The sequence below is a fragment of the Vibrio sp. R10-SG-ISO4 genome, assembly GCF_059834135.1.
Window position 1 is genome coordinate 1 of the sequence record NZ_JCBDHJ010000018.1, and the last position, 21679, is coordinate 21679.

The following is a 21679-nucleotide window of genomic DNA, read 5'->3' on the forward strand; positions in this document are numbered from 1 at the left end:
ATAAGGCCACTTCAACGGGAAAGCATCACACAGATTGGGCTTTGAGAGAGAAAAAAAATCGGGAGTTGGGCTTAGCCGGCGAATTAGCAGTCATCGAAAGCGAAAAACAGAGGTTGATTGCCTCAGGTAGACCAGACCTTGCGGAAAATATTTATCACATAGCTTTGGTGCAATCGTCAGCTGGTTATGATGTTCGTTCTTTTGAAACTGATGGTACTGAACGTTTCATTGAGGTTAAAACAACGACTCAAGGTAAGAGTGCACCGTTCTACATTTCATCAAATGAGGTTTCTGTCTCTAGTAAACTTGGTGATAGATATTGGATTTATCGTCTGTATGATTTCCAGCCTCAAAACAAAACAGCGGGTTTTTATACTCAGAAGGGGGCGGTTGAAGAACATTTTGAGTTAGTTGCAGAAAGCTATCGTGCTTTTATGAAGTAAGTAAGTCGCTTCATGTTGCCACGTTAGAGAGACTCTTGTGGCGACATGAAGCTCTACAAATCCGTGTACTTTTTTGAGGTCCCAAATGACTTAGATATAGGGTACTTTTCTGCATTTTTAATGAGCTTTAAATTTGCAGCTTCAATGAGATCTATGTTGGTAATATCCGATATACGTAACAAATACAAAAAGATATCTGCAAGCTCTTCACTTACGCGTTCGAGTTCGTTGTCAGATAAATTGTTGCTTTTTTCTTCTGTAATCCATTGAAAAATCTCAACGAGCTCGCCGACTTCAACCGATAAAGCCATAGAAAGATTTTTAGCACTATGGAACTGGTTCCAGTCTCTATCATTCGCAAACTGACGCAGTTTCGCTCTAAGATCTCCATGACTCAGAACGTCATTCTTAATGTTCTTTGGCATAGTAACTCACCAATTGTTCGAGTTCGATGTGGATGCCTCGTTCTTTGAGAGCGTTTTTTCTTTCATCAAAAAATTGTGCGATTAATGGAATCGTATCAGCGTGATGTGAGTGATGAAACATGCTGTGGCAATTTGGGCAAAGTGAAAGAATATTCTCAGGAACATCCAAGCTCACGTCAAATTCGTCCTGTCGTTCCATGGGAACTAAATGGTGAGCTTCGACAAAATTTTCTTTGGTTACTCTAGAGGTAAATGTCACATGCTCTCGGTTTCGTTCACACTTGAATTCAGCTGTCTCAATAGCCTTTCTTGCAATATGCCCTTTTCTTGGCCAACCACCTCTTCCGCCTCCATTGCTCTCTGGTTTTTGAGGAGGGGGAATTGGCCCATCTTTTAGTTGAGCTGCGCAAGCTACCCCTACGGAATTTTGATAAGTTTCCTCATCTTCGGATGGGAGGGCACTTAATCTTAGTTTAGACTCTATGTCTTCAATCTGATGAGGATGTTGGATACTTGGAAATGGAGCACGCTTTTTTCCTGCCGCAATTACACTTAAGTGGAAGTTATAATTTGTATCACCAACAGCCCAGATCAGGTCTTTAGCTTCGTGAGTTGGAATCCACTTGAACCTATGTTTGAAGCTGACAGGTTTCTTTTTGGGGTCATACTCGTCTGGTGATGGCCACAACTTGTAGTCATCAACATAAAAATCACTAGTGATCTTGCCAAGAATAACTTTGTCTATTTGAAACTTAAAATCAGAAACGAAATCCTCGGTTAAAGCCTCATCGGGGTACATGGGGTATTTATGCTCGGTGAAAGCTTGATGATTTTTTTCCATGTATTTTCTATTTTGTGTGCGAACGCCCACGAGAAACACAACATAATCTCCAGCTTTGATTTCTGAATGAACACCACCGGTTCTTGTTCCCCAAGTCAAATTCTGCTTGGCAATAGAAAGATTTCTTTCGCTCACATCATCATTTTTTAGAATAATTGTCCAAGCTCTTGCCATTCTTATTAACCTAGTAAAGTTTTATAATTGATACTATTCTTATGAAATTAAAGGAAAAGTAAACACTTAATCTTTAGTTTACTTTACATACGGCGATTGATTTAACAGTCGCGCTAGACGGTTAAATCACTTTCTATTTTTGCCAATGGCGCTTAACAGTGCTCAAACTTATGCTTAAGCGCCTTGCGGTTTCCGACTGGGACAAGTTCAGCTCTTGGCATGCATGAATTTTTGCCGCACTTTTACTACCTTTTGGCCGTCCTAGCGTTTGTCCATTTGCTTTAGCTCTTTTGAGACCTTCGCTTGTACGTTCTTTAATGCGCTCTCTTTCAAACTCGGCGAAGGCAGAAAACATTTGCAGCATTAGTTTACCTTCTGCGCTGGTGAGATCTCGAACCGGTAGATCAAGGCTGACAACTTTTATGCCGCGTTCACTAAGAAATGTGATGGTCTGTTGGACATCAATGTTGTCACGACCCAGACGATCGAGCTTGAGCACGATTAGCTCATCTCCTGACTCTAGTCTGTCAATCAGCTTTGCGAACTTTGGACGCTCTATCGCTTGAACCGAGCCACTGATTGTTTCTTCTATAATCCGGTGTGGTTCTATCTGGTATCCGTTACTTAGAATAGCCTGCACTTGATTTTCTTCTGTCTGCTTCGCTGTTGATACTCGGCAATAGGCAAAAGTTCGTCCGGTCATAGCTGTGCACCTATGGTTCAAAAAAGGTGGTGTCATTATCTCACTTAGGTCAAAAAAGTAAACCCTATTTTTTTGACCTAAAAATGCGAGGGTGTTGACTGGTGTCACAAAACGATTGTTTTTTGCTACCCGTCAGTGCAGTGATGGCATACAGGGCAGGGTAACGTGACTAGTTCGCTTAGGTTGGTTTCGTATGGTAGGTTTCACTTGGGTGGTTCATTTATTGTGCGCGTAGGAGTAAATTCTCTCGTTGTTTTTGTTTTGTGAGATCTTCTATCTTCGTTCAAAGTGTCGTAGATGGCGTGAGTGGAGATGCCGGAGCAAATCCACTCTGCTTATGTTGGTGAAGATTATTGCTTTATTTTTTTGTAGACGATAACAAAACCGTGCATAACAGCTTCCCACTGTTCGGCGTGTTGTTTCATTACTTTACTTAGTATTTTACCGATGCTTAACGCTGCTTTCTTTTTGGCATCGTTGGGTGAGAGACCTTTATTTAGAAGAAACTGATACGGCTCACACATATGAGGTAGCAACCAAAAAGATTCATCTCGCACACATAAGCGCTCCAATGTGCTACTGCGTGCTACATCTGAAAGTGCGGCCAAAATAGAATAATACGTTGCGCTTGTCATATTTTTTGACATGTTTTTCTGTCCTTATTGCATTGTTAATGCAAAGAAATCTCCGGCATTAGAATGTAATGCAGTGGGGAGGATAGGTTTATTTACTGGTGAAAAACATGATTTTCGCTCTGGTTTACTCCAGTCAGACTCGAGCGGTCTTGATGCTTTGAATGGTGATTTTCGCTCTGGTTTACTCCAGTCAGACTCGAGCGGTCTTGATGCTTTGAGTGGTGATTTTCGCTCTGGTTTACTCCAGGTAAGGTGACTACCCTACTCGGCAAAGAGTAAACGTTTAGAGTTGTGTTATCAAGTCTGTTGTTAGCATAAGGTGCCCCGGAAGTAGGCATATACTCAAATAGAACCACGGCTTTGGCAAAATATAAAAAAGCTGCGAAGAAATAAATCTCGCAGCTCGTAAGTAGGCTGACTAGTGATTTAGCTATTGAACCCGTATAGCCCAGACCTCTGTATAGGCTAGGGTAGCCATTTCAATGGTTCGGTTTATTACATCTTGGTTATCCCACTTGCCAGTATAGGCATCAATAAACTCCTTAACTTGGGCGAAATTAGAACGCTGGTAGATCGGCAGTTTGTCATCAATAGCGCGATCGGCTGCCTCTTCGTTTAGCTTTTGTGCTAATGGCAGTAGGTTGCCAACCAAACCTATTTCACTTGGTTCTCCATTCGCCTGTGGAAGTATATGCTCAAGTGTTATGTCTTCTGGTGTAAGTTCATTGTTAGTTTTTTTATACATTTCAATTTTGCTTAAAATGTATTGAATAACCTTTTTATCCTTGGTGTATCCCTTGTAGAAAGAGAGTTCTTTAAACTTATCTTCAAACGTTGTTGGATCAGGAACTCGTTCTTGTAAGCGCTCTCTTAAAGTCTTAAGGGCTGCTTTAGCAGCACGCTTGTCTTTTGCGTCTTGTAGATCGCGGGCAGCCTTTGAATAACTGCCTTCGACACCTGAAGGCCTCAGTGAACATACGGCATTGAACTTGAAGTGGAAGTTCTCTAAGAATGTCAGGGTGTCCTCAAGGTCGACTCTCTTTACAATGCCTCGCTTTTTAGCCTTTAGAAGACTTAGTAGGAAAGGCCGTTGTTGAGCTAGCCCAAATGTCTTAAATGCAGACAGCGTATTGTAAATGTGCCGATCTTCTTTTTGTTTAAAGTCCTCAGCTAAAGGTGAAGATATCTTCACATACAGCTGGGCATCTTGATGTAGTTCATCGATAAAGGATTTCGCATCGATCTGACCTTTAGCCCATAGCTGTTTAAAGTTCTTGTAGACATTCTCGGCGCTAACATAGGAGTATTTTGAGATCCACCAATGCCGCACAAATGTCTCTAGACTTCCTACCCCGTCACGGCTTGAAATTACGTTTCGAATCGATTTCCAGGTAGTTTTCGCGTCATCATCTGGGTGAACACCATTCAGTTCTTTGAACAGTTTATTTTTGATCAGGTCAACAAAGCTTAAGTTCATGCCTCTGGCATTCAAAGTTTCAAATATGGTATATGCTTCCTCTTCCTCAGTTACAGTGATGAAAATCACCTTTAGGTATTTTACCACCTGATCACGAAGTGCTTTAAGGTAAGCCTCATAGTCAGTATCGGAAAGTGTTTTCTTACCGATAATTTCGGCGGTAGCCTCTCGACTAGTTTGCTGATAAAACTCTTTGTATGAGGCTAATAATGTACGTTCTTCAATTGACTCAGGTTGAATCGTCGCTTTGTCAATGTGTTGGATTGACTTTTGAAAAAAAGGTTTCGGTGTTTCATTTTCTAACTTGAAATAGTAGTTGCCATCGTCATCCTTACCGGCGATGTAGTTATCGTATATGGATTCCGCTATTGCCTTCTTTTTGATCTCTAAAAATCGGTCACATAATACAGACAACAGAATGGTTATCGTAGTTAAACGCTGCTGACCATCTACGATCTGGAGGACTGACGATCTGTCATCACCAACCAGTACTAGAGCACCGATGAAGTACTCTTCATGTGAATAGTTACCGTTCTCATGCTTAATGTTGATAACGATGTCGTCCCAGAGCTCTTTAACTTGTTCTTTGTTCCAGGAGTATTCGCGCTGAAATCTCGGTACAACGTATTTACGTTTCACTGAGAACAGATCGGATATCGTTCTTGTGTATGCGTGTAGTTCCATGTGTTGCCTTCTGACTAAAATGAAGTTTATCTATTAGTGTTAATAAGTTACCGCAACTTATACTAGCCGTTTCGAACTCGATTAGGTAGATAAATTCAAGACAACGTAGTACTGTCTCATCAGGTTATGTACTGCTTATACTAACTATCCAACTTCGTGGTATATCATTACCAAGGCTCTAAATCTCCTTATCGGTAAGAGCAAAAAAGGTGAGCACTGAGCCGGTCAGAACGGGTTCATTAATGGCTTGTTGGGGTTCTTTCATAGCGTGTACCCTGTTGTGTTGTGTTGTGTTGTGTTGTGTTGTGTTGTGTTGTGTTGTGTTGTGTTGTGTTGTGTTGTGAGCAGTGCCATGTGGTCATACTCGACACACGTTCTATTGACTCTACTTGCCTGAATTTTGAAATTTCATCCCGCACTCGATCACGGTTTCTTACCAATGAAGCCGATATTTCTAGGACTTTCGTTTTTGACCGGTGACTGGCTTACTCACCTGATGAGCTGTTGTTAAGTCGCTGTGAGACACGCAGGACGTGCTTTCAACACTCGATGGTTATCTTGTAGTCAGAGCCGTCTTCGCTCATAGAGGGGCTTACAGCGCGCTTGGTTAAACGTTCAGTCTTCACGTCATCAGTGATGTCATTTAATAGTTGCTTGTAATACTGATAGCGTGTCTTCGACAGCCGCATCAGATCACGGTTCAGGTAGTAGTTGTGGTCTTGCTTCATCAGGTAGTTGCAAACACGAATGGCATCCTTATGTGTGGGGACGTTTCTCATCACTGACTGGGCTTTGCCCCTGACGTGTACGTAGTCTTTACCGCCGGACAATTTGAGTGCGTGTTTGATGTGCTTCTTCTTCAAACCCTTGTGGACAAGAAGAAAGTGAAAGTGCTCAAACTCCTTCTCTGTGGTTTCTTCCGTGAGGAACATCATTGGTGGCTCTTGGTTGACCTTGTCAGCGATAGCCTTCAGGTTGCGGTTGATGCGTGCTCTCATCCAGTTCAGCGGCTTCTTCTGCTTTCGGTATTCTTCACGGATACTATCTGACATATTTAGTGTCACGTGGTGAATGTGATAACCGGGTAGTGTTATTGCTGCGTCTGCTACCATGATGCTCTTATCGTAGCGACTGGTCTCATCCCACTCTGGTAATGACCTACGGGTATTGCGTAGACGAGGGTAACCACTTCTATTACCCATAATAACTAGGTGACGTACCAGGTGTTCGAATTTTTCACCCTGATGCCTGCCCGCGAGGCCAGATATCACAAGCAGTAGGCGCGTTCTGGCTTCACGCAGCGATTCCAGTGTGTTTTTACAAATTTCCGGGATCCGTGTGCTCTTTATTCGTACTGCCAGTGGTGTCTTTCTCTGCTCGGTCTCACACCACTCACGCTGCTGACTGACTAGCAGTTCAGCGCGCTTGATGAAAATGAGCTCTGGGCGAATCGTGAATGTTTTGTGTTCAGATCCTGCCATGATATAATTACGCATGTATCAGGTACTTCTATCAACTGTGGTACATCAAGAAGCCAGCGTTGCCGCGCTGGCTTTCGTTTATCTAATCGACGGTAACACCCATCGCTTTCGCTTCTTCATCCTGCTGTGCGCGTATTTCGTCTATTTGCTCTGGCAGCATCTCGGTCACAACCAGCTCCGGCAGCTCTTCAACGTCCATTGATGGTGCTGACATCGCCAGTATCGCGCGCAGGTTATCGGTACTGAGTTTGTGTGCCGTGGCAACGCTTGACAGGACTCGTGCCTTCGCTCCAGACTCCTTCAGGTTCGTGGGTGTCATACCTTTGACTTGTTCAAGCAGAGTAGCGACCTCCTCCCTGAGACTGGCAGCGATAGCCAGATCATCGACAATCAGTGATGCAAGCTGCTTCTTGGCGAAATCACTCGATAGTGCGGAGTGCAATGACTCTGAAGCTGCGGTGACCAGCTCTGCATGGTGCTTACCCGGCTTTACAGACGGATCATCCGCGATGCGTTTCACCGTCGACAGACTCACACCCGCCTGACGGCTGGTTGCCGCTTTGCTGAAGCCTGCCTCTAGGTAGGCAATGACCTGTGCTTTGATGGCAGGGGAGATACGCATACTCATCCATACCTCCTACTTCGACATTGCTGCGAGCTCGGCAAGCATGTCATCGAACTCAGGGTCGGTACTATCAGCGCTACCGCCTGAAGAACTGAGCATCGCTTTGGCTTCGTTAAACAGCTCTTTCACCAGATCACGTTCCTCTGTGAGCTGTTTGAACTTTGATGTTGCATGGGCAATGTTGGTCTCCTTTTCGACAAGCAGCATCCCGAGCCGGATAAACATTCTGACCACCTGTGAGTCGGTAAGCTGGTAGTAGTTGCCCCATAGCTTGACGACTTCCAGGTACTCTTTGCTGATGCGGACGGTTTTAGTGCTCATATTGGGATACCTCGCTTAGTGTTGTAGTGCGGTTGTTTGGTCAAAAGAATTCATGCAGTGGAAATCTAGCTCTGCATTGATGGCTTCAAGGTGCTGGCTTTGCAGTGAGTAGTGCTTACTTTCACCATCGAATAGCCACTCCAGATCACTGAGTTGTTCCATTTCGGGGGTGATGGTTTCAGCGGTGATTCCGGCATCTTGGTAGGCGGCAAGTCTGAACACACTGGCGACGTGATTTAGCCTCTCCATTACGGTTTCATCGCATCGCCACGTATATACCGACGGTGGCAACAAAGGGCTGTGAATCAGCTCACCTTGCTTGTCGACCGAGAAGTGCCTCAGTTCGATGAGTTCGGTGGTTGTGGTATCCACAACCGTCATGATTAGATGCTTGTAGCGCCCATCGTAGAAAATGTTTAGGCTTTGCATAGATTGTTACTCCCTAATGGTTGATGGTTTCTTTCTCTTCTTAAACCGGTTGTAGTGGACAGCGCGGAGGTCAACCTGAAGATCAGCGTTGTCCAGAGCTTCTTTCATGTCGTGAAGGCGATCGGTGAGAGCCTTCAGCGGAATACGGTCACGGTGGTTGTAGTCAAAGGTGGTTACATCACGCCATCGTTCAACATCAATTCCGTAGGTCTTTGCGAAATCGAGTCCGTGACCGACGATGTTCTTAATGACCTCTAGTGTCGTAGGTTCACCGGTTCGGTCCAGCTTGGTATGCAGCAGAGACGTCACCGTATTGTGGCGAAGACTGTGAAAGCTAAGGCGCTCTTTATCACTGGTACTTTCGACTCCCATACGCTTCATGTAGCCGTTTTCAGGTACGTTGAAAAAGCGGCCAATGGTGTCACTGTATTTCGACTCTTTGGTTTTAAGCTTCATATCCGGGAATAGCCGGTTGGGGTGCTGGCGGTGAGGGCGCTGGATGCACTGCTCCCGGTAATCGAGTAGCCCAGCCTCAATCAAGCGTTGGGGTATTGGGAAGAAGCGTGCTCCTGCTTCGCTTTTGGTCTCGTCGATATTGATACACCAGAAGCCTTCTATCTCCACGAAGTCGTTGATCTCCAGTTCACCGATCTCGCTTGAACGCATGCCGGTTGTCAGGCCAATTAACGGTACCCAGAAATGCCAATCCTTCGGTTGCTCCCTGCTACGCTTCACATCACTGTAGAGATAACCATCGATAAACAGGGTGGTGAGCTGTTCAGGTGAGAAAGGGATGGCCTCCTTCTTCGTCTCTTTCTTGCGCTTTTCAGAAGTTTCCAGCATGTCGCTCAGATCTTCCTGAAAGAAGCGCTTCTTCTTTGCCCAGCGAAATAGCTCTCTAGGGTGCTTAAAGGTACTGCTGATCCCTTCACCTGATAGCTTATCGCCTTCAAGGATGTGAATGTTCTCCCTGAACCAGTCAGGCCGTTGGTGTTTGTCCTCTGGATAATCAAAACCCTGTTTTTCGAAATTCTTGGGGATAAGGTGGATCACATCTGAGTAGTGGTTGATGTGCTCGTGCGTCAGTTCACTCAGTGGAATACGGTAACCTACGATATCAAGAAAGCGATACAGGTAGTTCCGGCGTGCTTTTTTGGTCTTTTCCTTGTTAGTGCTGTCGGCCTGCTCGAAGGCTAGGAACTGTTCAACCAGCGCTTCCAGCGTGATCTCACTGTTACTTAGAACCCCGACGGGTGTGGCTGGAATGGTTGCTGGATTTGTGGATGCACGCTCTTTGTATGCAGCGGCAACGCCTCGGTATTGCTCAGCTCGCGCTTTTTCTTTGGTCAACGCTTGTGCTTGCTCTTCTTGCTGCCTTTTCAGCGCAAGGCGCTCTTTACGCAACTGATAAATGACGTCATCACGTTCATTGAATTGGTCATAGAAACGTTGCTTCTGCTTCCATTCCTGGATCTTGTTCTTTAGGTTTTTACCGACCTCACTCATTTCGCTAATCCCTTGTTTGTCATGAACTATAGAGTGCAATGACAGTATCAGAATCCGAATGGATTGATATAAGTCGAGATAACGGTCCAGAGCGATTTGTGAGTTTTTCGTTGCGAGTGAGATACGGATCTCTTTTGGTGCGCAGGGAATAGAACGGATACTCAATGGAAAGACCATCCGGAAGTAATACACGTGGTAGCGATTTTGAGTGAGGTAGGGCAGTTTGTTCACCATTGGATCACCTATTTGGCATACCCGATAGCGACAATTAGATACAAAAAAAGCCTGAAAAATCAGGCTTTTATTGAACGTTTGGTGGAGCTGGCGGGAGTTGAACCCGCGTCCGAAAATCATTCATCTTTGGTACTACATGCTTAGTCGATCTTTAATTTCGCCACCCACCTGCGAACCGACACGCGAATGAATGACTAACCTGAATTATAATTCGCCGTTCATCTCTCAGGTGGGAGAATCCGGGCTAGCGCGTTTGGGTTTGATCCCTCGTTGGTCCCCGTCTTACGTGCGGAAGCTAGGGCGAGAGAGCTCTCAGCAGGGTATTAAGCTGCTAGTGCGTAGTTTTCGTCGTTTGCGACTATTTTTTTGCGGTTTGTTAACGAGGCCTACCGCACCTCGGCATGCACCTTAGACTGCAAAATTCCCGTCGAATCCTGAATCAGCCCCAAGGTTGTTGATGCATAGTACCAGATTAGTGATGCCTGTCTAGCACTATGCGTTTAAGTGGTTAAGATTAGCGCAGCGCGCTTTTCATTACTCGAGCTTTTTGACGCTGCCAGTCGCGATCTTTGATGTCATCACGTTTGTCGTGTAGCTTTTTACCTTTTGCTACGCCGATTTTCATTTTGACCCAAGATTTAGACCAGTAGAGAGACAAGGCGATAAGCGTCATGCCTTCACGGTTGATGCGTCCGGTTAAGTTGTCGAGCTCTCGACGGCTCATAAGTAGTTTTCGCACACGAGTCGGGTTCGCCACTACGTGTGTCGATGCCTGATTTAGAGGAGTGATCGTCATTCCACTCACAAAGGCTTCACCGTTACGCATAAATACGTAACTTTCTGAAATATTGGCTTTACCTTGGCGAAGGGCTTTCACTTCCCACCCTTGTAGCTCTAGACCTGCTTCGATCTCATCTTCGATGAAGTATTCGTGGCGAGCCTTTTTATTGAGCGCGATGGTATTGCTACCCGCTTTTTGTTTTGAGTTTTTCTTTGCCATAATACGGTCATTATAAAGAGGGTTGAGTGCTTAGCAAATCCCTTTGTTTGCGCTGAGTGCAAATAAAAGTAAAATTATCGCCAGCTTGATGCCCAAGCTTAGTCGTAAGGAGTCAATATGAAGCAAGTCAGTCGCTCAGCGCTGGTATCTTTTAGTGCAGAGCAGATGTATGAGTTGGTCAATGACGTGGCGAGTTATCCCGAGTTTCTTCCAGGCTGTTCCGGTTCTCGAGTGATTGAAGAGAGCCAGGATGCCATGGTAGCGTCGGTCGATGTGTCTAAAGCGGGTATCAGCAAGACATTTACTACCTCAAACACGTTGCGCTTTGGCGAGGCGATCATCATGAATTTGGTCGATGGCCCATTCAAAACCTTGAAAGGGGGGTGGTATTTTACACCGCTGGATGAGCGAGCCTGTAAAGTAGAGCTTAAGTTAGAGTTTGAGTTTTCCAGCAAAATGATTGAGATGGCCTTTGGTAAAATCTTCAATGAGTTGACGAGCAATATGGTCAATGCTTTTACCGCAAGAGCGAAACAGGTTTATAACTGCTATGAGTATTGAGTCTGATATGATCCATGTTGAGGTGGTGTATGCGCTACCCAATGAGCAGCGGGTCTACACTTTGGTGGTCAACAAGTCGATGACGGTTGAGGAAATCATCAAGCAATCTGGCGTTTTGGAACGCTATCCCGATATTGACCTAACAAAAAATAAAGTTGGGGTGTTTAGTCGCAATGTGAAGTTGGATGCGACTGTCCGAGACAAAGATAGAATCGAAATTTATCGACCTTTATTAGCGGACCCGAAAGAGATCCGACGCAAGCGAGCAGAACAAGCCAAAGCGGCCGGAAGCGCAGATCCAGTGACAGGGGGCAAAAAGAACCCGCTTAGGAAAGAACAGGCCTAATCAAAAAACGCTGACATCTTGTCAGCGTTTTACGTTTTTGCGCGAATAGCGCCTCAACGAATAGGCACTTTATTAATTGATACTTTCAAAAAAATCGTCACTGGCGGTGAAGTCGCCAGTCACATCAACCAACTGACCATTGCCATTGAAGTTGACCACTAAGTTTTTCTGAATCGAGTCATGGTGGCCTTTTGTGTGATGGTAAATATAGTACCAAGTGTCAGGGTAGCCATTTTCAACCAACATCGGTGAGCCCATCACATAACGTACTTGCTCTTTGGTCATACCGAATTTAAGTTTTTCTACCGCTTCTTGCTCAACATAGTTGCCCTGGTTGATGTCAATGCGATACACCAGCTTCTCTAATAATGAACAGCCAGTCAGGGTTGTGATCGCGAGTGGTAATGCGATAAGCCACTTAGTTAGTTGCATACGAGTATTCTTACTGCAGAGGGTTCTAAAACTGAGCCGATAATAAACAAGCTTGCTTGTAATGTAAAAAGCTCATCGGCATTTGAACTGTTTCAGACCATGATTTTTGAATTAGGTTGCAAATTCGAGCCAAAATTCCTGAGCTAGGGAACTTTGGCTACCTAACCTGAGCGCGATCTATTGTTGAGTCACCCTAAGCGGCGACTAGGAGCTCTTTTGCATTGGCTAAGGTTGAGTCGGTAATTTCACTTCCACCTAACAAGCGGGCAAGCTCGCTAATGCGCTGATTGCGATCGAGAACACGCATCTGTGTCTCCGTTTTACCTGCTTTAGTGTTTTTGGCAACAAACAGTTGCTGGTGACCACATCCGGCAACCTGCGGTAAGTGAGTCACACAGAGAACCTGGGTAGATTCGCCTAATTTTCGCAGCATTTTACCGACTACAGCGGCGGTTGGCCCACTGATACCGACATCCACTTCATCAAAAATGAGGCTTGGTGTGTCGACTTTCTGCGCGGTAATGACTTGAATGGCTAGGGAAATGCGTGAAAGTTCCCCCCCAGACGCCACTTTGGCAATCGGTTGAAGTGGTTGGCCGGGGTTCGTTGAGACTAAGAAGCATACTTGGTCGAGGCCAAGTGGTGAAGGATGCGCCGTATCACTGACCACATCGATACAAAACTTCGCTTTTTCCATACTCAACTCGTGCATGCTGGCTGAAATCAGCTTGTTGAGCTCTTTGGCGTATCGTGAACGTGATTTACTCAGTTTTTCTGCGTGCTCGACAAAAGTTGCAAAAGTCTGGCTCACCTCATTTTCCAGTTGCTCGAGTTTTTCATCGGAGCAGTCTAGCGCGTCGATTTGTGCCAACAACTCTTGGTGATGTTGATATAAAGCTTCAGGCATCACATGGTGTTTACGTGCGATAGACATCACTTTGGAGAATCGCTCTTCTACATAAGCCATGCGCGCAGGGTCAACGTCAATATTGTCGAGGTAGTTGCGAAGCTCATTGTTGGCTTCTTCAATCTGAATCAGGGCTTCCGCCAGCATATTAGGCAGTGCAGCCAACTTATCGTCGAGTTCTGCAAGTTGAATCAAGGACTGACTGGCTGATTGGAGAATACCAAGCGCATTAACTTCTTCACCTTCGTAAATAAGCTCAATGGCTTGTTGGCAGGTGGTGGCGAGCTCTCCGCTGTTGGAGAGGCGTTTGTGTTCTTGTTCGAGCTCTTCATATTCTTCCTCCCCTAGAGAGAGTTCGTTTAACTCTTTAATTTGGTATTCAAGCAACTGTTTTTGCGCAAGGTTAGCTGCGCTATTTTCTTTAAGTTGCTTGAAATGAATGTCCGCCTGACGCCAGAGTTGGTAAGCATTACGAGTGCTTTTGAGCAAGTGTATATGCCCAGCGTACTGATCGAGCATGGCGAGTTGGTGCTCAGGTTTCATCAATTGATGATGCGCGTGTTGGCCATGAATATTGATCAGCAGTTGTCCGAGCGACTTGAGCTGAGAGAGAGGGACTGGGCTACCATTAATGAAGGCTCGTGAGCGGCCTTCTTTGCTAATGATACGACGCAAAATGCAGTCGCTCCCATCGAGCAGGTCGTTATCTTCTAGCCATCGTGTTGCGTGAATATTGTTTTCTAGTGAGAACGCGGCACTGACTTCCGTTTTATCTTCACCTTGGCGAACCATGCTGGCTTCCGCTCTGCCACCAAGGCATAAGCCGAGCGCATCGATCGCAATGGACTTGCCTGCGCCCGTTTCACCTGTGATGGTTGTCATTCCTTTAGAGAGTTCAAGTTGTAGAGATTTTACAATCGCAAAATTATTCACACTTAGATGAGCCAGCATTTTTAGCACCTGTTTAAATGAACAATACTGTATAAGAAAACAGTATATACTGTTTCTTTATACAGTAAAGATGGTGGCAACAAATTTTGTGAGGGCGATTAAAAAAGGTTGATGTGTGTACATCAACCTTTCAAGTGTTCATCTCTATTTAGGGCCGCTTGTTAGAAAAGCTTGCTGGACCAGCCCAGTTTGTTTCTCAGCACATGATAGTAGCTGTATTCCGTTGGGTGGATAAGTTTCAGGACGTTCGGGCTTTGATAAATATGGATTTCATCCCCCGGTGAGACGGGCAACGATACTTGGCCATCACAACTGACTTCCTGTGTGCCTCGGTTATCAGGCGACACCAGTAGCTTGATACGCCGTTTTCCGTCAACGACCAAAGGTCGACTCGACAAGGTATGGGGAAACATAGGGACAAGCGAGATAGCGTTGAGACTAGGCGACAGAATTGGTCCGCCTCCAGAGAGAGAATAAGCTGTAGAGCCGGTCGGCGTTGAGACTATGATGCCATCCGCACGCAGAGAAAACGCGAAGCTATTATCGATATAAACTTCGAATTCAATCATGTGCGCAATTTGCCCGGGGTGAAGTACCGCTTCGTTTAGCGCAGCGTTGTGGCTTTTAACTTGGCCATGACGATGGACTTCCGCTTCAAGTAAAAAGCGCTCTTCTTCAATGTAGTCTCCCGCTAGCACGGTTTTCAGCGCAGCTTGAAAGTCTTCGGGATTCAAGTCCGTCAAAAAGCCGAGATTTCCTCGGTTCACACCAATGACGCGCACGTCAAAGCGTGACAGCACACGAGCGGCGCCTAGCATGTTGCCGTCACCACCAACGACAATCGCCAAGTCTGCGACGTTACCCAGCCGAATCAAACTGGCGAAATCTTGTTGCGGTAGGTCATCTAAGATCTCGCTGAGGCGATCATCGATAAGAACCTGATAACCTTCTGATCTTAACCAAGTGTACAGTTCTCGGTGCGTTTGGATAGCCTGCTGATCTCTGGGCTTACCAATGATAGCGATCACTTCAAAAGGTTTTTTCATAAGTTTTCCGCACTAAATAGGCTTGAATCGACAATCTACATCCCCATAATAATGGCAAGTTAGCTAATTGTGCGAATTTTTTGTATTTGGTGGTGGCAAACTGAGCCGTTAAGTACAAAGAACATTGAATTCTGGAGAGACCATGAGCAACGAAGAAAATAAGATTAAAGAAGAAGAGCTTGATCAAATCATCGAAGAAGCGGAAAAAGCCGAAGCGGCAGCACAAGAAGTGGAAGCTGAGCTTGAAGAGATGGGTGATGAAAAAGACGCGAAGATTGCTCAACTAGAAGCGGCGCTACTGACAAGCGAAGCGAAAATTCAAGAACAGCAAGACGGTGTATTACGTGCGAAAGCAGAAGTTGAAAACATGCGTCGCCGTACGGAAACCGAGATCGACAAAGCGCGTAAATACGCATTGAATAAGTTTGCTGAAGAGCTGCTACCGGTGATTGATAACCTAGAGCGTGCGATTCAAGCGGCAGACGGTGAGAATGAAGCGGTCAAGCCGATACTTGAAGGTGTTGAACTGACGCACAAAACATTTGTCGATACCGTGTCTAAGTTTGGTTTGAAAGAGATCAACCCAGAAGGTGAAGCGTTCAACCCTGAGCAGCACCAAGCGATGTCCATTCAGGAAAGCCCTGATCATGAATCGAACACGGTGATGTTTGTGATGCAAAAAGGGTATGAGTTGAACGGACGCGTGATTCGCCCTGCCATGGTGATGGTAGCGAAGTAAACCGAAATGGTAGCGAAATTATCGCGACATCATGTGCGATAGAGTAGCGAACAAAGCGAGGCTTCGGCCTCGCTTTGTTGTTTCTAAACAAAAATTACGATTTTTTTCATTTTGTCCCTTGAAAAGGTAATTCCAGACCTTATCTAAGGGGCATAGAGAAGCAAACATGATTATTTTTGTTTGTGAGCAAGGGTTGAAACCCGATTCTCCATCCCCACATAGGGGATATAGCACAACGAAAATAGAATTTATTCGGAGATAGCCTGATGGGTAAAATCATTGGTATTGACTTAGGTACTACTAACTCTTGTGTTGCTGTATTAGACGGCGACAAACCACGCGTGATTGAAAACGCAGAAGGTGAACGTACTACTGCATCGGTAATTGCTTACACAGACGGCGAGACATTGGTTGGTCAGCCAGCGAAACGTCAAGCAGTTACTAACCCTGAAAACACGCTATTTGCAATCAAGCGTTTGATCGGTCGTCGTTTTGAAGACGAAGAAGTTCAGCGCGACATCGAAATCATGCCATACAAGATTGTTAAGGCTGATAACGGTGACGCTTGGGTTGAAGTGAAAGGCCAGAAAATGGCAGCACCTCAAGTTTCTGCTGAAGTTCTGAAGAAAATGAAGAAAACAGCGGAAGACTTCCTGGGTGAAGAAGTGACAGGTGCGGTCATCACTGTACCGGCTTACTTTAACGATGCTCAGCGTCAAGCAACCAAAGATGCAGGCCGCATTGCAGGTCTAGAAGTAAAACGTATCATCAACGAACCGACAGCGGCAGCGTTGGCATACGGTCTAGACAAGAAAGGCGGCGATCGCACTATCGCGGTTTATGACTTAGGTGGTGGTACGTTCGATATCTCTATCATCGAAATCGATGAAGTTGAAGGTGAGAAAACGTTCGAAGTTCTTGCAACCAACGGTGATACTCACCTAGGTGGTGAAGACTTTGATAACCGCCTTATCAACTACCTCGTTGAAGAGTTCAAGAAAGAGCAAGGCATCGATCTTAAGAAAGATCCTCTAGCGATGCAGCGTGTGAAAGAAGCGGCAGAAAAAGCGAAGATCGAGCTTTCTTCGACTTCTCAAACTGACGTAAACCTACCATACGTGACAGCGGATGCGACGGGTCCTAAGCACATGAATGTGAAAGTGACGCGTGCGAAACTAGAATCTCTAGTTGAAGACCTCGTTCAACGTTCACTTGAGCCACTAAAAGTCGCACTAGCGGATGCGGATCTTTCAGTGAATGAAATCACTGACGTTATCCTAGTCGGTGGTCAGACTCGTATGCCTATGGTTCAGAAGAAAGTTGCAGAGTTCTTCGGTAAAGAAGCTCGTAAAGACGTAAACCCTGACGAAGCCGTAGCTATGGGTGCTGCTGTTCAAGGTGGCGTACTTGCGGGTGACGTGAAAGACGTACTGCTACTTGACGTTACACCTCTGTCTCTAGGTATTGAGACAATGGGGGGCGTAATGACTAAGTTGGTTGAGAAGAACACCACTATCCCAACCAAAGCGAACCAAGTTTTCTCAACAGCGGAAGACAACCAGAACGCGGTAACCATCCACGTTCTTCAAGGTGAGCGTAAGCAAGCGATGTACAACAAGTCTCTAGGTCAATTTAACCTAGAAGGCATTCAGCCTGCGCCACGTGGCATGCCACAAATCGAAGTGACTTTCGACCTTGATGCGGACGGTATTCTACACGTGTCAGCGAAAGACAAGCAGACTGGCAAAGAGCAGAAGATCACTATCCAAGCGTCTGGTGGTCTAAGCGATGAAGACATCGAGAAAATGGTTCAAGAAGCAGAAGCGAACAAAGAAGCGGACAAGAAGTTCGAAGAGCTAGCGACTGCACGTAACCAAGCGGACCAAATGATTCACGGTACTCGTAAGCAAGTAGAAGAAGCGGGTGATGCGCTTCCAGCTGACGAGAAAGAGAAGATTGAAGCCGCGATTTCTGAGCTAGAAACAGCACGTAAAGGCGAAGACAAAGAAGCGATCGACGCGAAAGTTCAAGCACTGATGACTGCGGCTCAGAAACTGATGGAAATCGCTCAGCAGCAAGCTCAAGCGCAAGCACAAGGTGGCGAGCAAGCAAGCAGCGACGCTCAAGACGATGTGGTTGACGCAGAGTTCGAAGAAGTCAAAGACGACAAGAAGTAATTCTTGATTCGGACTTAACTTAACTATGATGCGGGCGTTTGAGGAGACTCTTACGCCCGTATGTTTGTACATTATGTCCATCTAACTAAAAGTGTCTTTTTGGTGTGGGATCGCTAAAATCCAGAGCCATTAGTTAGGTAGATATAACACCAAGCGGTGTTGACCGTTTGCAGTAATAAATTTGGTGACGAGAAACATGTCAAAACGTGATTTTTACGAAGTATTAGGCGTAAGCCGCGATGCATCAGAGCGTGATATCAAAAAGGCGTACAAACGCCTAGCGATGAAATTCCACCCAGACCGTAATCAGGGTGATGACAGCGCTGCAGATAAGTTTAAAGAAGTAAAAGAAGCGTACGAAGTTCTGCTCGATCCACAGAAGAAAGCCGCTTATGACCAGTACGGCCATGCAGCCTTTGAACAAGGCGGTATGGGAGGCGGCGGCTTCGGTGGCGGTAGTGCCGATTTCGGTGACATCTTTGGCGACGTGTTTGGTGACATCTTTGGTGGCGGTCGTCGTGGCGGCGGTCAAGCTCGCGCTCAGCGTGGCGCTGATTTACGCTACAACATGGAATTGACGCTTGAAGAAGCCGTACGTGGTGTGTCGAAAGAAATTGAAGTTCCTACGTTAGTCCATTGTGACAGCTGTGAAGGAAGCGGCGCGAAGAAAGGCACATCACCTGAAACATGTGGTACTTGTCATGGTCATGGCCAAGTTCAGATGCGCCAAGGTTTCTTTGCGGTTCAACAAACCTGTCCGACCTGTCACGGTAAAGGCAAGATCATTAAAGACCCATGTAATGTGTGTCATGGTCAAGGTCGTAAACAGAAAAGCAAAACCCTTAACGTTAAGATCCCAGCCGGTGTGGATACTGGCGATCGCATTCGTCTTTCAGGTGAAGGTGAAGCGGGAGAGATGGGCGCGCCAGCGGGCGACTTGTATGTACAAGTACACGTGAAAGAACACCACATCTTTGAGCGTGATGGTAATAACCTCTACTGTGAAGTGCCTGTGAGCTTTGCTATGGCAGCGCTCGGTGGTGAGGTGGAAGTCCCAACATTGGACGGCCGAGTGAGCCTTAAAGTGCCAACGGAGACACAAACTGGTCGTATGTTCCGTATGCGCGGCAAAGGCGTAAAAGGTGTTCGTGGTGGTGGTATTGGCGATTTGATTGTCAAGCTTGTGGTAGAGACGCCAGTGAACCTCAGTGCCCGTCAAAAAGAGCTACTCAAAGAGTTTGAAGAGTCTTGCGGTGGCGAAGCGGCGACCAAGCACAAGCCGAAATCAGAAGGCTTTTTCAATGGTGTGAAGAAGTTTTTCGATGACTTGACCAGCTAACGCACAAGCTGAATTCAAAGCGGTAACACAGCAAAAAAGGTAGGAAACCGAAGGGTTATCCTACCTTTTTTACAATGTGCAAGCGAAGGTGTTACAAAAACATCAGTAACGTTAGCGCAACACCGACACTCAGCCAGTTCAACTGGTTTAATGACATAGTCTTATCCGAATGTAACGCTGTAATAATGAATTTTTATGTGGCCAAACCCAAAGCGATGGGAGTTCGTCAGTGGCGCGAAGGCAACGATTTAAATCTTACTGTCTCAATATTACGATTAAATTACATACAGACGATTTTTTATGCAGCCTTGCTCAATAGTCGATCTAAGGCTCGGCTCGATAGTAGACGTTTTAGCCACCAAAGCACTCGCGTTGGTGTGGTTATTCTGTAGCGGATTTTGGGTTTATTGGACTCCAATGCATGAACCACAGGCGCAATACAGGCAGAGGCGGGAAGAGCATAGCGGTTGCTTGAAGTATCGTTGCCAAGTCTTGCTAATTGTTGCTCATAATGCGCACGATGCGCGCTCTCTTCCACCTTAATCCAGCGTTGAAATGCCACCAAGGCGTTGGCGCGAAACTGCGTCTCTATGGGACCTGGTTCGATGAGGCTGATGTGAATGTTGGTGTCGGCCAGTTCCAGTCTGAGTGTGTCTGTCCACCCCTCAAGAGCAAACTTGGAGGCGTTGTACGCGCCGCGATATTTCATCGCTGCAAAGCCAAGTACCGAGCTGTTTTGTACGATTCGCCCAGCGCCTTGCGCTCTCATTATCGGCAGAGCCAAAGAAACAAGATGATGCCAGCCAAAAAAATTGCTTTCAAACTGGGCGCGCAGGGCTTCTGTCGGGAGATCTTCCAATGCCCCAGGTTGACCGTAGGCCCCATTATTGAACAGAGCATCAAGTCGGCCGTTGCTTAATGCTAAGGCTTCATGAAAGCCTGTTTCGATACTTTGTGGATCAGAGAGATCCAGTTGCACCGACAGCAACCCTTCCTGTTTCAATCGCTCGACGTCTTGTGCTTGACGACAAGACGCGATGACTTGGTATCCTCGCTGATGAAGGGCGTGGGCAACCGTATAGCCTATGCCGCTCGAGCAGCCTGTAATCAAAATGTGTTGAGTCATGTTTGTCGTATTTATGATCCGTTGTTAGCGCCCAACGGGCTGCAAAAGGTGTTTGAGGGCGGGCTCAAGTCGTGAATATTGGAAAGTGAAGCCCAGTTCGGTGAGCTTTTTGGGTTTCGCGCGGATGCTATCAAACAGTAAGGTCGCACTCTCGCCCATCACCAGTTTCATTACCCATGCCGGTGTAAAAAGCACATGCGGCCGTCGCAGGCAACGAGCCAGCGTCTGACTAAACAGAGTATTGGTGACAGGGTGAGGCGCAGTGAAGTTGAACACGCCTTGGGCATGTTCGGTATCCAACAAGTAGACAATGGCACGCACCATATCCATCAGGTGTATCCAAGGCATATACTGCTTGCCAGTACCTATTGGGCCGCCTAATCCGAGGCGATAGGGGGGCAGCATTTTCTGCAGTGCCCCACCATCAGGACCAAGTACAATACCTGTTCTCATCAAACACACTCGCGTGTGCTGAGATTGTGCGCGCAGAGCGATCTGTTCCCAACGTGCACAGACTTGATGAGCGAAATCGTCATTGCTTTGCACTTGCAGACTTTCGTCAAACGGATGCGCTTGTTGGTCACCGTAGTATCCCACCGCAGAGCCACTGAGAAATACCGAGGGCGGCGCGGTGCTTGCGTGAATCAAGGCGACTAACTGCTCTGTCAGTTGCCAGCGACTCTCACAAATTAAGGATTTTTGGGTGTCAGTCCAGCGTTTGTCGGCAATGGGCTCTCCGGCTAAATTGATGACGGCGTCGAAGGGATTGAGATCATGAAAGTCGTCCAAACTGTCGATGAAGGAGAGATTGCCTTGTTTTAGGTGGGCGAGGACTTGCCGAGCGCGCGAGGGAGATCGGGTCAATACTGTCACTTCATGAGTGGTCAACTGCTTAAGCAGCTCTCTGCCAATAAACCCGGTTCCTCCGGTGAGCAAAATTTTCATTGCTGTCCCTTCTTTTTGATTTCTCGAATCATTATAGCGATCTCAAGCATGAATAGATCGCTCTTCACTCGGTTTGACCGCATCTTTGCTTATTGGCTCACTCGCCAACTCACAAAATGAAACATTCGTGCG

22 protein-coding genes and 1 other RNA gene are annotated in these 21679 nt (G+C 46.2%); 6 read left to right on the forward strand and 17 right to left on the reverse strand.

The annotated features are described in order from the left end of the window. A partial coding sequence (locus tag AC6R03_RS12805; protein ID WP_500653665.1) for a protein NO VEIN domain-containing protein occupies positions 1–443 on the forward strand: 443 nt, incomplete at its 5' end. Between the two features lie 53 nt (positions 444–496). Here the strand turns inward: AC6R03_RS12805 and AC6R03_RS12810 are convergent. The 12 genes from AC6R03_RS12810 to smpB form a co-directional block, all read right to left on the reverse strand. Next, on the reverse strand, positions 497–868 hold the full coding sequence (locus tag AC6R03_RS12810; protein ID WP_500630464.1) for a nucleotide pyrophosphohydrolase: 372 nt from the start codon (positions 866–868) through the stop codon (positions 497–499). Then, on the reverse strand, positions 852–1883 hold the full coding sequence (locus AC6R03_RS12815) for an HNH endonuclease (protein WP_500630465.1): 1032 nt from the start codon (positions 1881–1883) through the stop codon (positions 852–854). The genes AC6R03_RS12810 and AC6R03_RS12815 overlap by 17 nt, the downstream gene beginning before the upstream one ends. A gap of 133 nt (positions 1884–2016) precedes the next feature. Beyond that, a complete protein-coding gene (locus AC6R03_RS12820; protein WP_500630466.1) occupies positions 2017–2586 on the reverse strand; it encodes a recombinase family protein in 570 nt (189 codons plus the stop codon). Between the two features lie 350 nt (positions 2587–2936). Beyond that, positions 2937–3233, reverse strand: coding sequence for a hypothetical protein (locus AC6R03_RS12825; protein ID WP_500630467.1), 297 nt, complete (start codon positions 3231–3233; stop codon positions 2937–2939). Positions 3234–3651: 418 nt separating this feature from the next. Next, positions 3652–5382: a DUF262 domain-containing protein gene (locus AC6R03_RS12830; RefSeq protein WP_500630468.1), complete on the reverse strand. Its 1731-nt coding sequence runs from the start codon at positions 5380–5382 to the stop codon at positions 3652–3654. Between the two features lie 539 nt (positions 5383–5921). Beyond that, entirely contained in the window at positions 5922–6863 is a 942-nt protein-coding gene (locus AC6R03_RS12835; protein ID WP_500653666.1) for a hypothetical protein, read from the reverse strand. Positions 6864–6945: 82 nt separating this feature from the next. Further along, positions 6946–7491 carry a hypothetical protein gene (locus AC6R03_RS12840; RefSeq protein WP_500630470.1) on the reverse strand — a complete coding sequence of 182 codons (546 nt, stop codon included), beginning with the start codon at positions 7489–7491 and terminating at the stop codon, positions 6946–6948. 9 nt (positions 7492–7500) lie between these two features. Next, on the reverse strand, positions 7501–7809 hold the full coding sequence (locus tag AC6R03_RS12845) for a hypothetical protein (RefSeq protein ID WP_500630471.1): 309 nt from the start codon (positions 7807–7809) through the stop codon (positions 7501–7503). Positions 7810–7824: 15 nt separating this feature from the next. Next, positions 7825–8238: a hypothetical protein gene (locus AC6R03_RS12850; RefSeq protein WP_500630472.1), complete on the reverse strand. Its 414-nt coding sequence runs from the start codon at positions 8236–8238 to the stop codon at positions 7825–7827. A 6-nt stretch (positions 8239–8244) separates the two neighbouring features. Next, positions 8245–9978: a hypothetical protein gene (locus tag AC6R03_RS12855; protein ID WP_500630473.1), complete on the reverse strand. Its 1734-nt coding sequence runs from the start codon at positions 9976–9978 to the stop codon at positions 8245–8247. A 79-nt stretch (positions 9979–10057) separates the two neighbouring features. Beyond that, positions 10058–10425: a transfer-messenger RNA gene (gene ssrA / locus AC6R03_RS12860) on the reverse strand. Positions 10426–10492: 67 nt separating this feature from the next. Continuing rightward, complete coding sequence (gene smpB / locus AC6R03_RS12865) at positions 10493–10978, reverse strand: SsrA-binding protein SmpB (protein ID WP_334551285.1); 486 nt, start codon at positions 10976–10978, stop codon at positions 10493–10495. A 117-nt stretch (positions 10979–11095) separates the two neighbouring features. On the opposite strand from smpB, the gene AC6R03_RS12870 reads away from it, so the two are divergent. Further along, positions 11096–11539, forward strand: coding sequence for an SRPBCC family protein (locus tag AC6R03_RS12870; RefSeq protein ID WP_500629248.1), 444 nt, complete (start codon positions 11096–11098; stop codon positions 11537–11539). After that, positions 11529–11885, forward strand: a complete 357-nt coding sequence (locus tag AC6R03_RS12875; RefSeq protein ID WP_334551281.1) for an RnfH family protein — start codon at positions 11529–11531, stop codon at positions 11883–11885. Before AC6R03_RS12870 ends, AC6R03_RS12875 begins: the two co-directional genes overlap by 11 nt. A gap of 72 nt (positions 11886–11957) precedes the next feature. Here AC6R03_RS12875 and bamE read toward each other — a convergent pair whose 3' ends face one another. From bamE to nadK, 3 genes are all read right to left on the reverse strand, one after another. Continuing rightward, positions 11958–12317, reverse strand: a complete 360-nt coding sequence (gene bamE / locus AC6R03_RS12880; RefSeq protein ID WP_334551279.1) for an outer membrane protein assembly factor BamE — start codon at positions 12315–12317, stop codon at positions 11958–11960. A 193-nt stretch (positions 12318–12510) separates the two neighbouring features. Next, the gene (gene recN, locus AC6R03_RS12885) at positions 12511–14175 is read right to left on the reverse strand and encodes a DNA repair protein RecN (RefSeq protein ID WP_334551278.1); all 1665 of its coding nucleotides are present in this window, start codon (positions 14173–14175) and stop codon (positions 12511–12513) included. Between the two features lie 161 nt (positions 14176–14336). Further along, positions 14337–15221, reverse strand: coding sequence for an NAD(+) kinase (nadK, locus tag AC6R03_RS12890; protein ID WP_500630474.1), 885 nt, complete (start codon positions 15219–15221; stop codon positions 14337–14339). 142 nt (positions 15222–15363) lie between these two features. Between nadK and grpE the strand changes: the two genes are divergently transcribed. The 3 genes from grpE to dnaJ all read left to right on the forward strand — a co-directional run bounded on the left by grpE (position 15364) and on the right by dnaJ (position 19476). After that, positions 15364–15960, forward strand: a complete 597-nt coding sequence (gene grpE / locus AC6R03_RS12895; RefSeq protein WP_334551275.1) for a nucleotide exchange factor GrpE — start codon at positions 15364–15366, stop codon at positions 15958–15960. A gap of 266 nt (positions 15961–16226) precedes the next feature. Beyond that, on the forward strand, positions 16227–18137 hold the full coding sequence (gene dnaK / locus AC6R03_RS12900; RefSeq protein WP_500626179.1) for a molecular chaperone DnaK: 1911 nt from the start codon (positions 16227–16229) through the stop codon (positions 18135–18137). Between the two features lie 196 nt (positions 18138–18333). Continuing rightward, positions 18334–19476, forward strand: a complete 1143-nt coding sequence (dnaJ, locus tag AC6R03_RS12905) for a molecular chaperone DnaJ (protein WP_500630476.1) — start codon at positions 18334–18336, stop codon at positions 19474–19476. A gap of 298 nt (positions 19477–19774) precedes the next feature. Here dnaJ and AC6R03_RS12910 read toward each other — a convergent pair whose 3' ends face one another. Together AC6R03_RS12910 and AC6R03_RS12915 are read right to left on the reverse strand one after the other, a co-directional pair. Further along, entirely contained in the window at positions 19775–20602 is an 828-nt protein-coding gene (locus AC6R03_RS12910; RefSeq protein ID WP_500630477.1) for an SDR family oxidoreductase, read from the reverse strand. Positions 20603–20626: 24 nt separating this feature from the next. Next, complete coding sequence (locus AC6R03_RS12915; protein ID WP_500630478.1) at positions 20627–21547, reverse strand: TIGR01777 family oxidoreductase; 921 nt, start codon at positions 21545–21547, stop codon at positions 20627–20629. Positions 21548–21679: the final 132 nt, after the last annotated feature.

Excerpts from the sequence above, each read along its gene's own strand:
- AC6R03_RS12810 (WP_500630464.1), bottom strand. The coding sequence starts at position 868 with ATGCCAAAGAACATTAAGAATGACGTTCTGAGTCATGGAGATCTTAGA.
- AC6R03_RS12815 (WP_500630465.1), bottom strand. The coding sequence starts at position 1,883 with ATGGCAAGAGCTTGGACAATTATTCTAAAAAATGATGATGTGAGCGAA.
- AC6R03_RS12820 (WP_500630466.1), bottom strand. The coding sequence starts at position 2,586 with ATGACCGGACGAACTTTTGCCTATTGCCGAGTATCAACAGCGAAGCAG.
- AC6R03_RS12825 (WP_500630467.1), bottom strand. The coding sequence starts at position 3,233 with ATGTCAAAAAATATGACAAGCGCAACGTATTATTCTATTTTGGCCGCA.
- AC6R03_RS12830 (WP_500630468.1), bottom strand. The coding sequence starts at position 5,382 with ATGGAACTACACGCATACACAAGAACGATATCCGATCTGTTCTCAGTG.
- AC6R03_RS12835 (WP_500653666.1), bottom strand. The coding sequence starts at position 6,863 with ATGGCAGGATCTGAACACAAAACATTCACGATTCGCCCAGAGCTCATT.
- AC6R03_RS12840 (WP_500630470.1), bottom strand. The coding sequence starts at position 7,491 with ATGAGTATGCGTATCTCCCCTGCCATCAAAGCACAGGTCATTGCCTAC.
- AC6R03_RS12845 (WP_500630471.1), bottom strand. The coding sequence starts at position 7,809 with ATGAGCACTAAAACCGTCCGCATCAGCAAAGAGTACCTGGAAGTCGTC.
- AC6R03_RS12850 (WP_500630472.1), bottom strand. The coding sequence starts at position 8,238 with ATGCAAAGCCTAAACATTTTCTACGATGGGCGCTACAAGCATCTAATC.
- AC6R03_RS12855 (WP_500630473.1), bottom strand. The coding sequence starts at position 9,978 with ATGGTGAACAAACTGCCCTACCTCACTCAAAATCGCTACCACGTGTAT.
- smpB (WP_334551285.1), bottom strand. The coding sequence starts at position 10,978 with ATGGCAAAGAAAAACTCAAAACAAAAAGCGGGTAGCAATACCATCGCG.
- AC6R03_RS12870 (WP_500629248.1), top strand. The coding sequence starts at position 11,096 with ATGAAGCAAGTCAGTCGCTCAGCGCTGGTATCTTTTAGTGCAGAGCAG.
- AC6R03_RS12875 (WP_334551281.1), top strand. The coding sequence starts at position 11,529 with ATGAGTATTGAGTCTGATATGATCCATGTTGAGGTGGTGTATGCGCTA.
- bamE (WP_334551279.1), bottom strand. The coding sequence starts at position 12,317 with ATGCAACTAACTAAGTGGCTTATCGCATTACCACTCGCGATCACAACC.
- recN (WP_334551278.1), bottom strand. The coding sequence starts at position 14,175 with ATGCTGGCTCATCTAAGTGTGAATAATTTTGCGATTGTAAAATCTCTA.
- nadK (WP_500630474.1), bottom strand. The coding sequence starts at position 15,221 with ATGAAAAAACCTTTTGAAGTGATCGCTATCATTGGTAAGCCCAGAGAT.
- grpE (WP_334551275.1), top strand. The coding sequence starts at position 15,364 with ATGAGCAACGAAGAAAATAAGATTAAAGAAGAAGAGCTTGATCAAATC.
- dnaK (WP_500626179.1), top strand. The coding sequence starts at position 16,227 with ATGGGTAAAATCATTGGTATTGACTTAGGTACTACTAACTCTTGTGTT.
- dnaJ (WP_500630476.1), top strand. The coding sequence starts at position 18,334 with ATGTCAAAACGTGATTTTTACGAAGTATTAGGCGTAAGCCGCGATGCA.
- AC6R03_RS12910 (WP_500630477.1), bottom strand. The coding sequence starts at position 20,602 with ATGACTCAACACATTTTGATTACAGGCTGCTCGAGCGGCATAGGCTAT.
- AC6R03_RS12915 (WP_500630478.1), bottom strand. The coding sequence starts at position 21,547 with ATGAAAATTTTGCTCACCGGAGGAACCGGGTTTATTGGCAGAGAGCTG.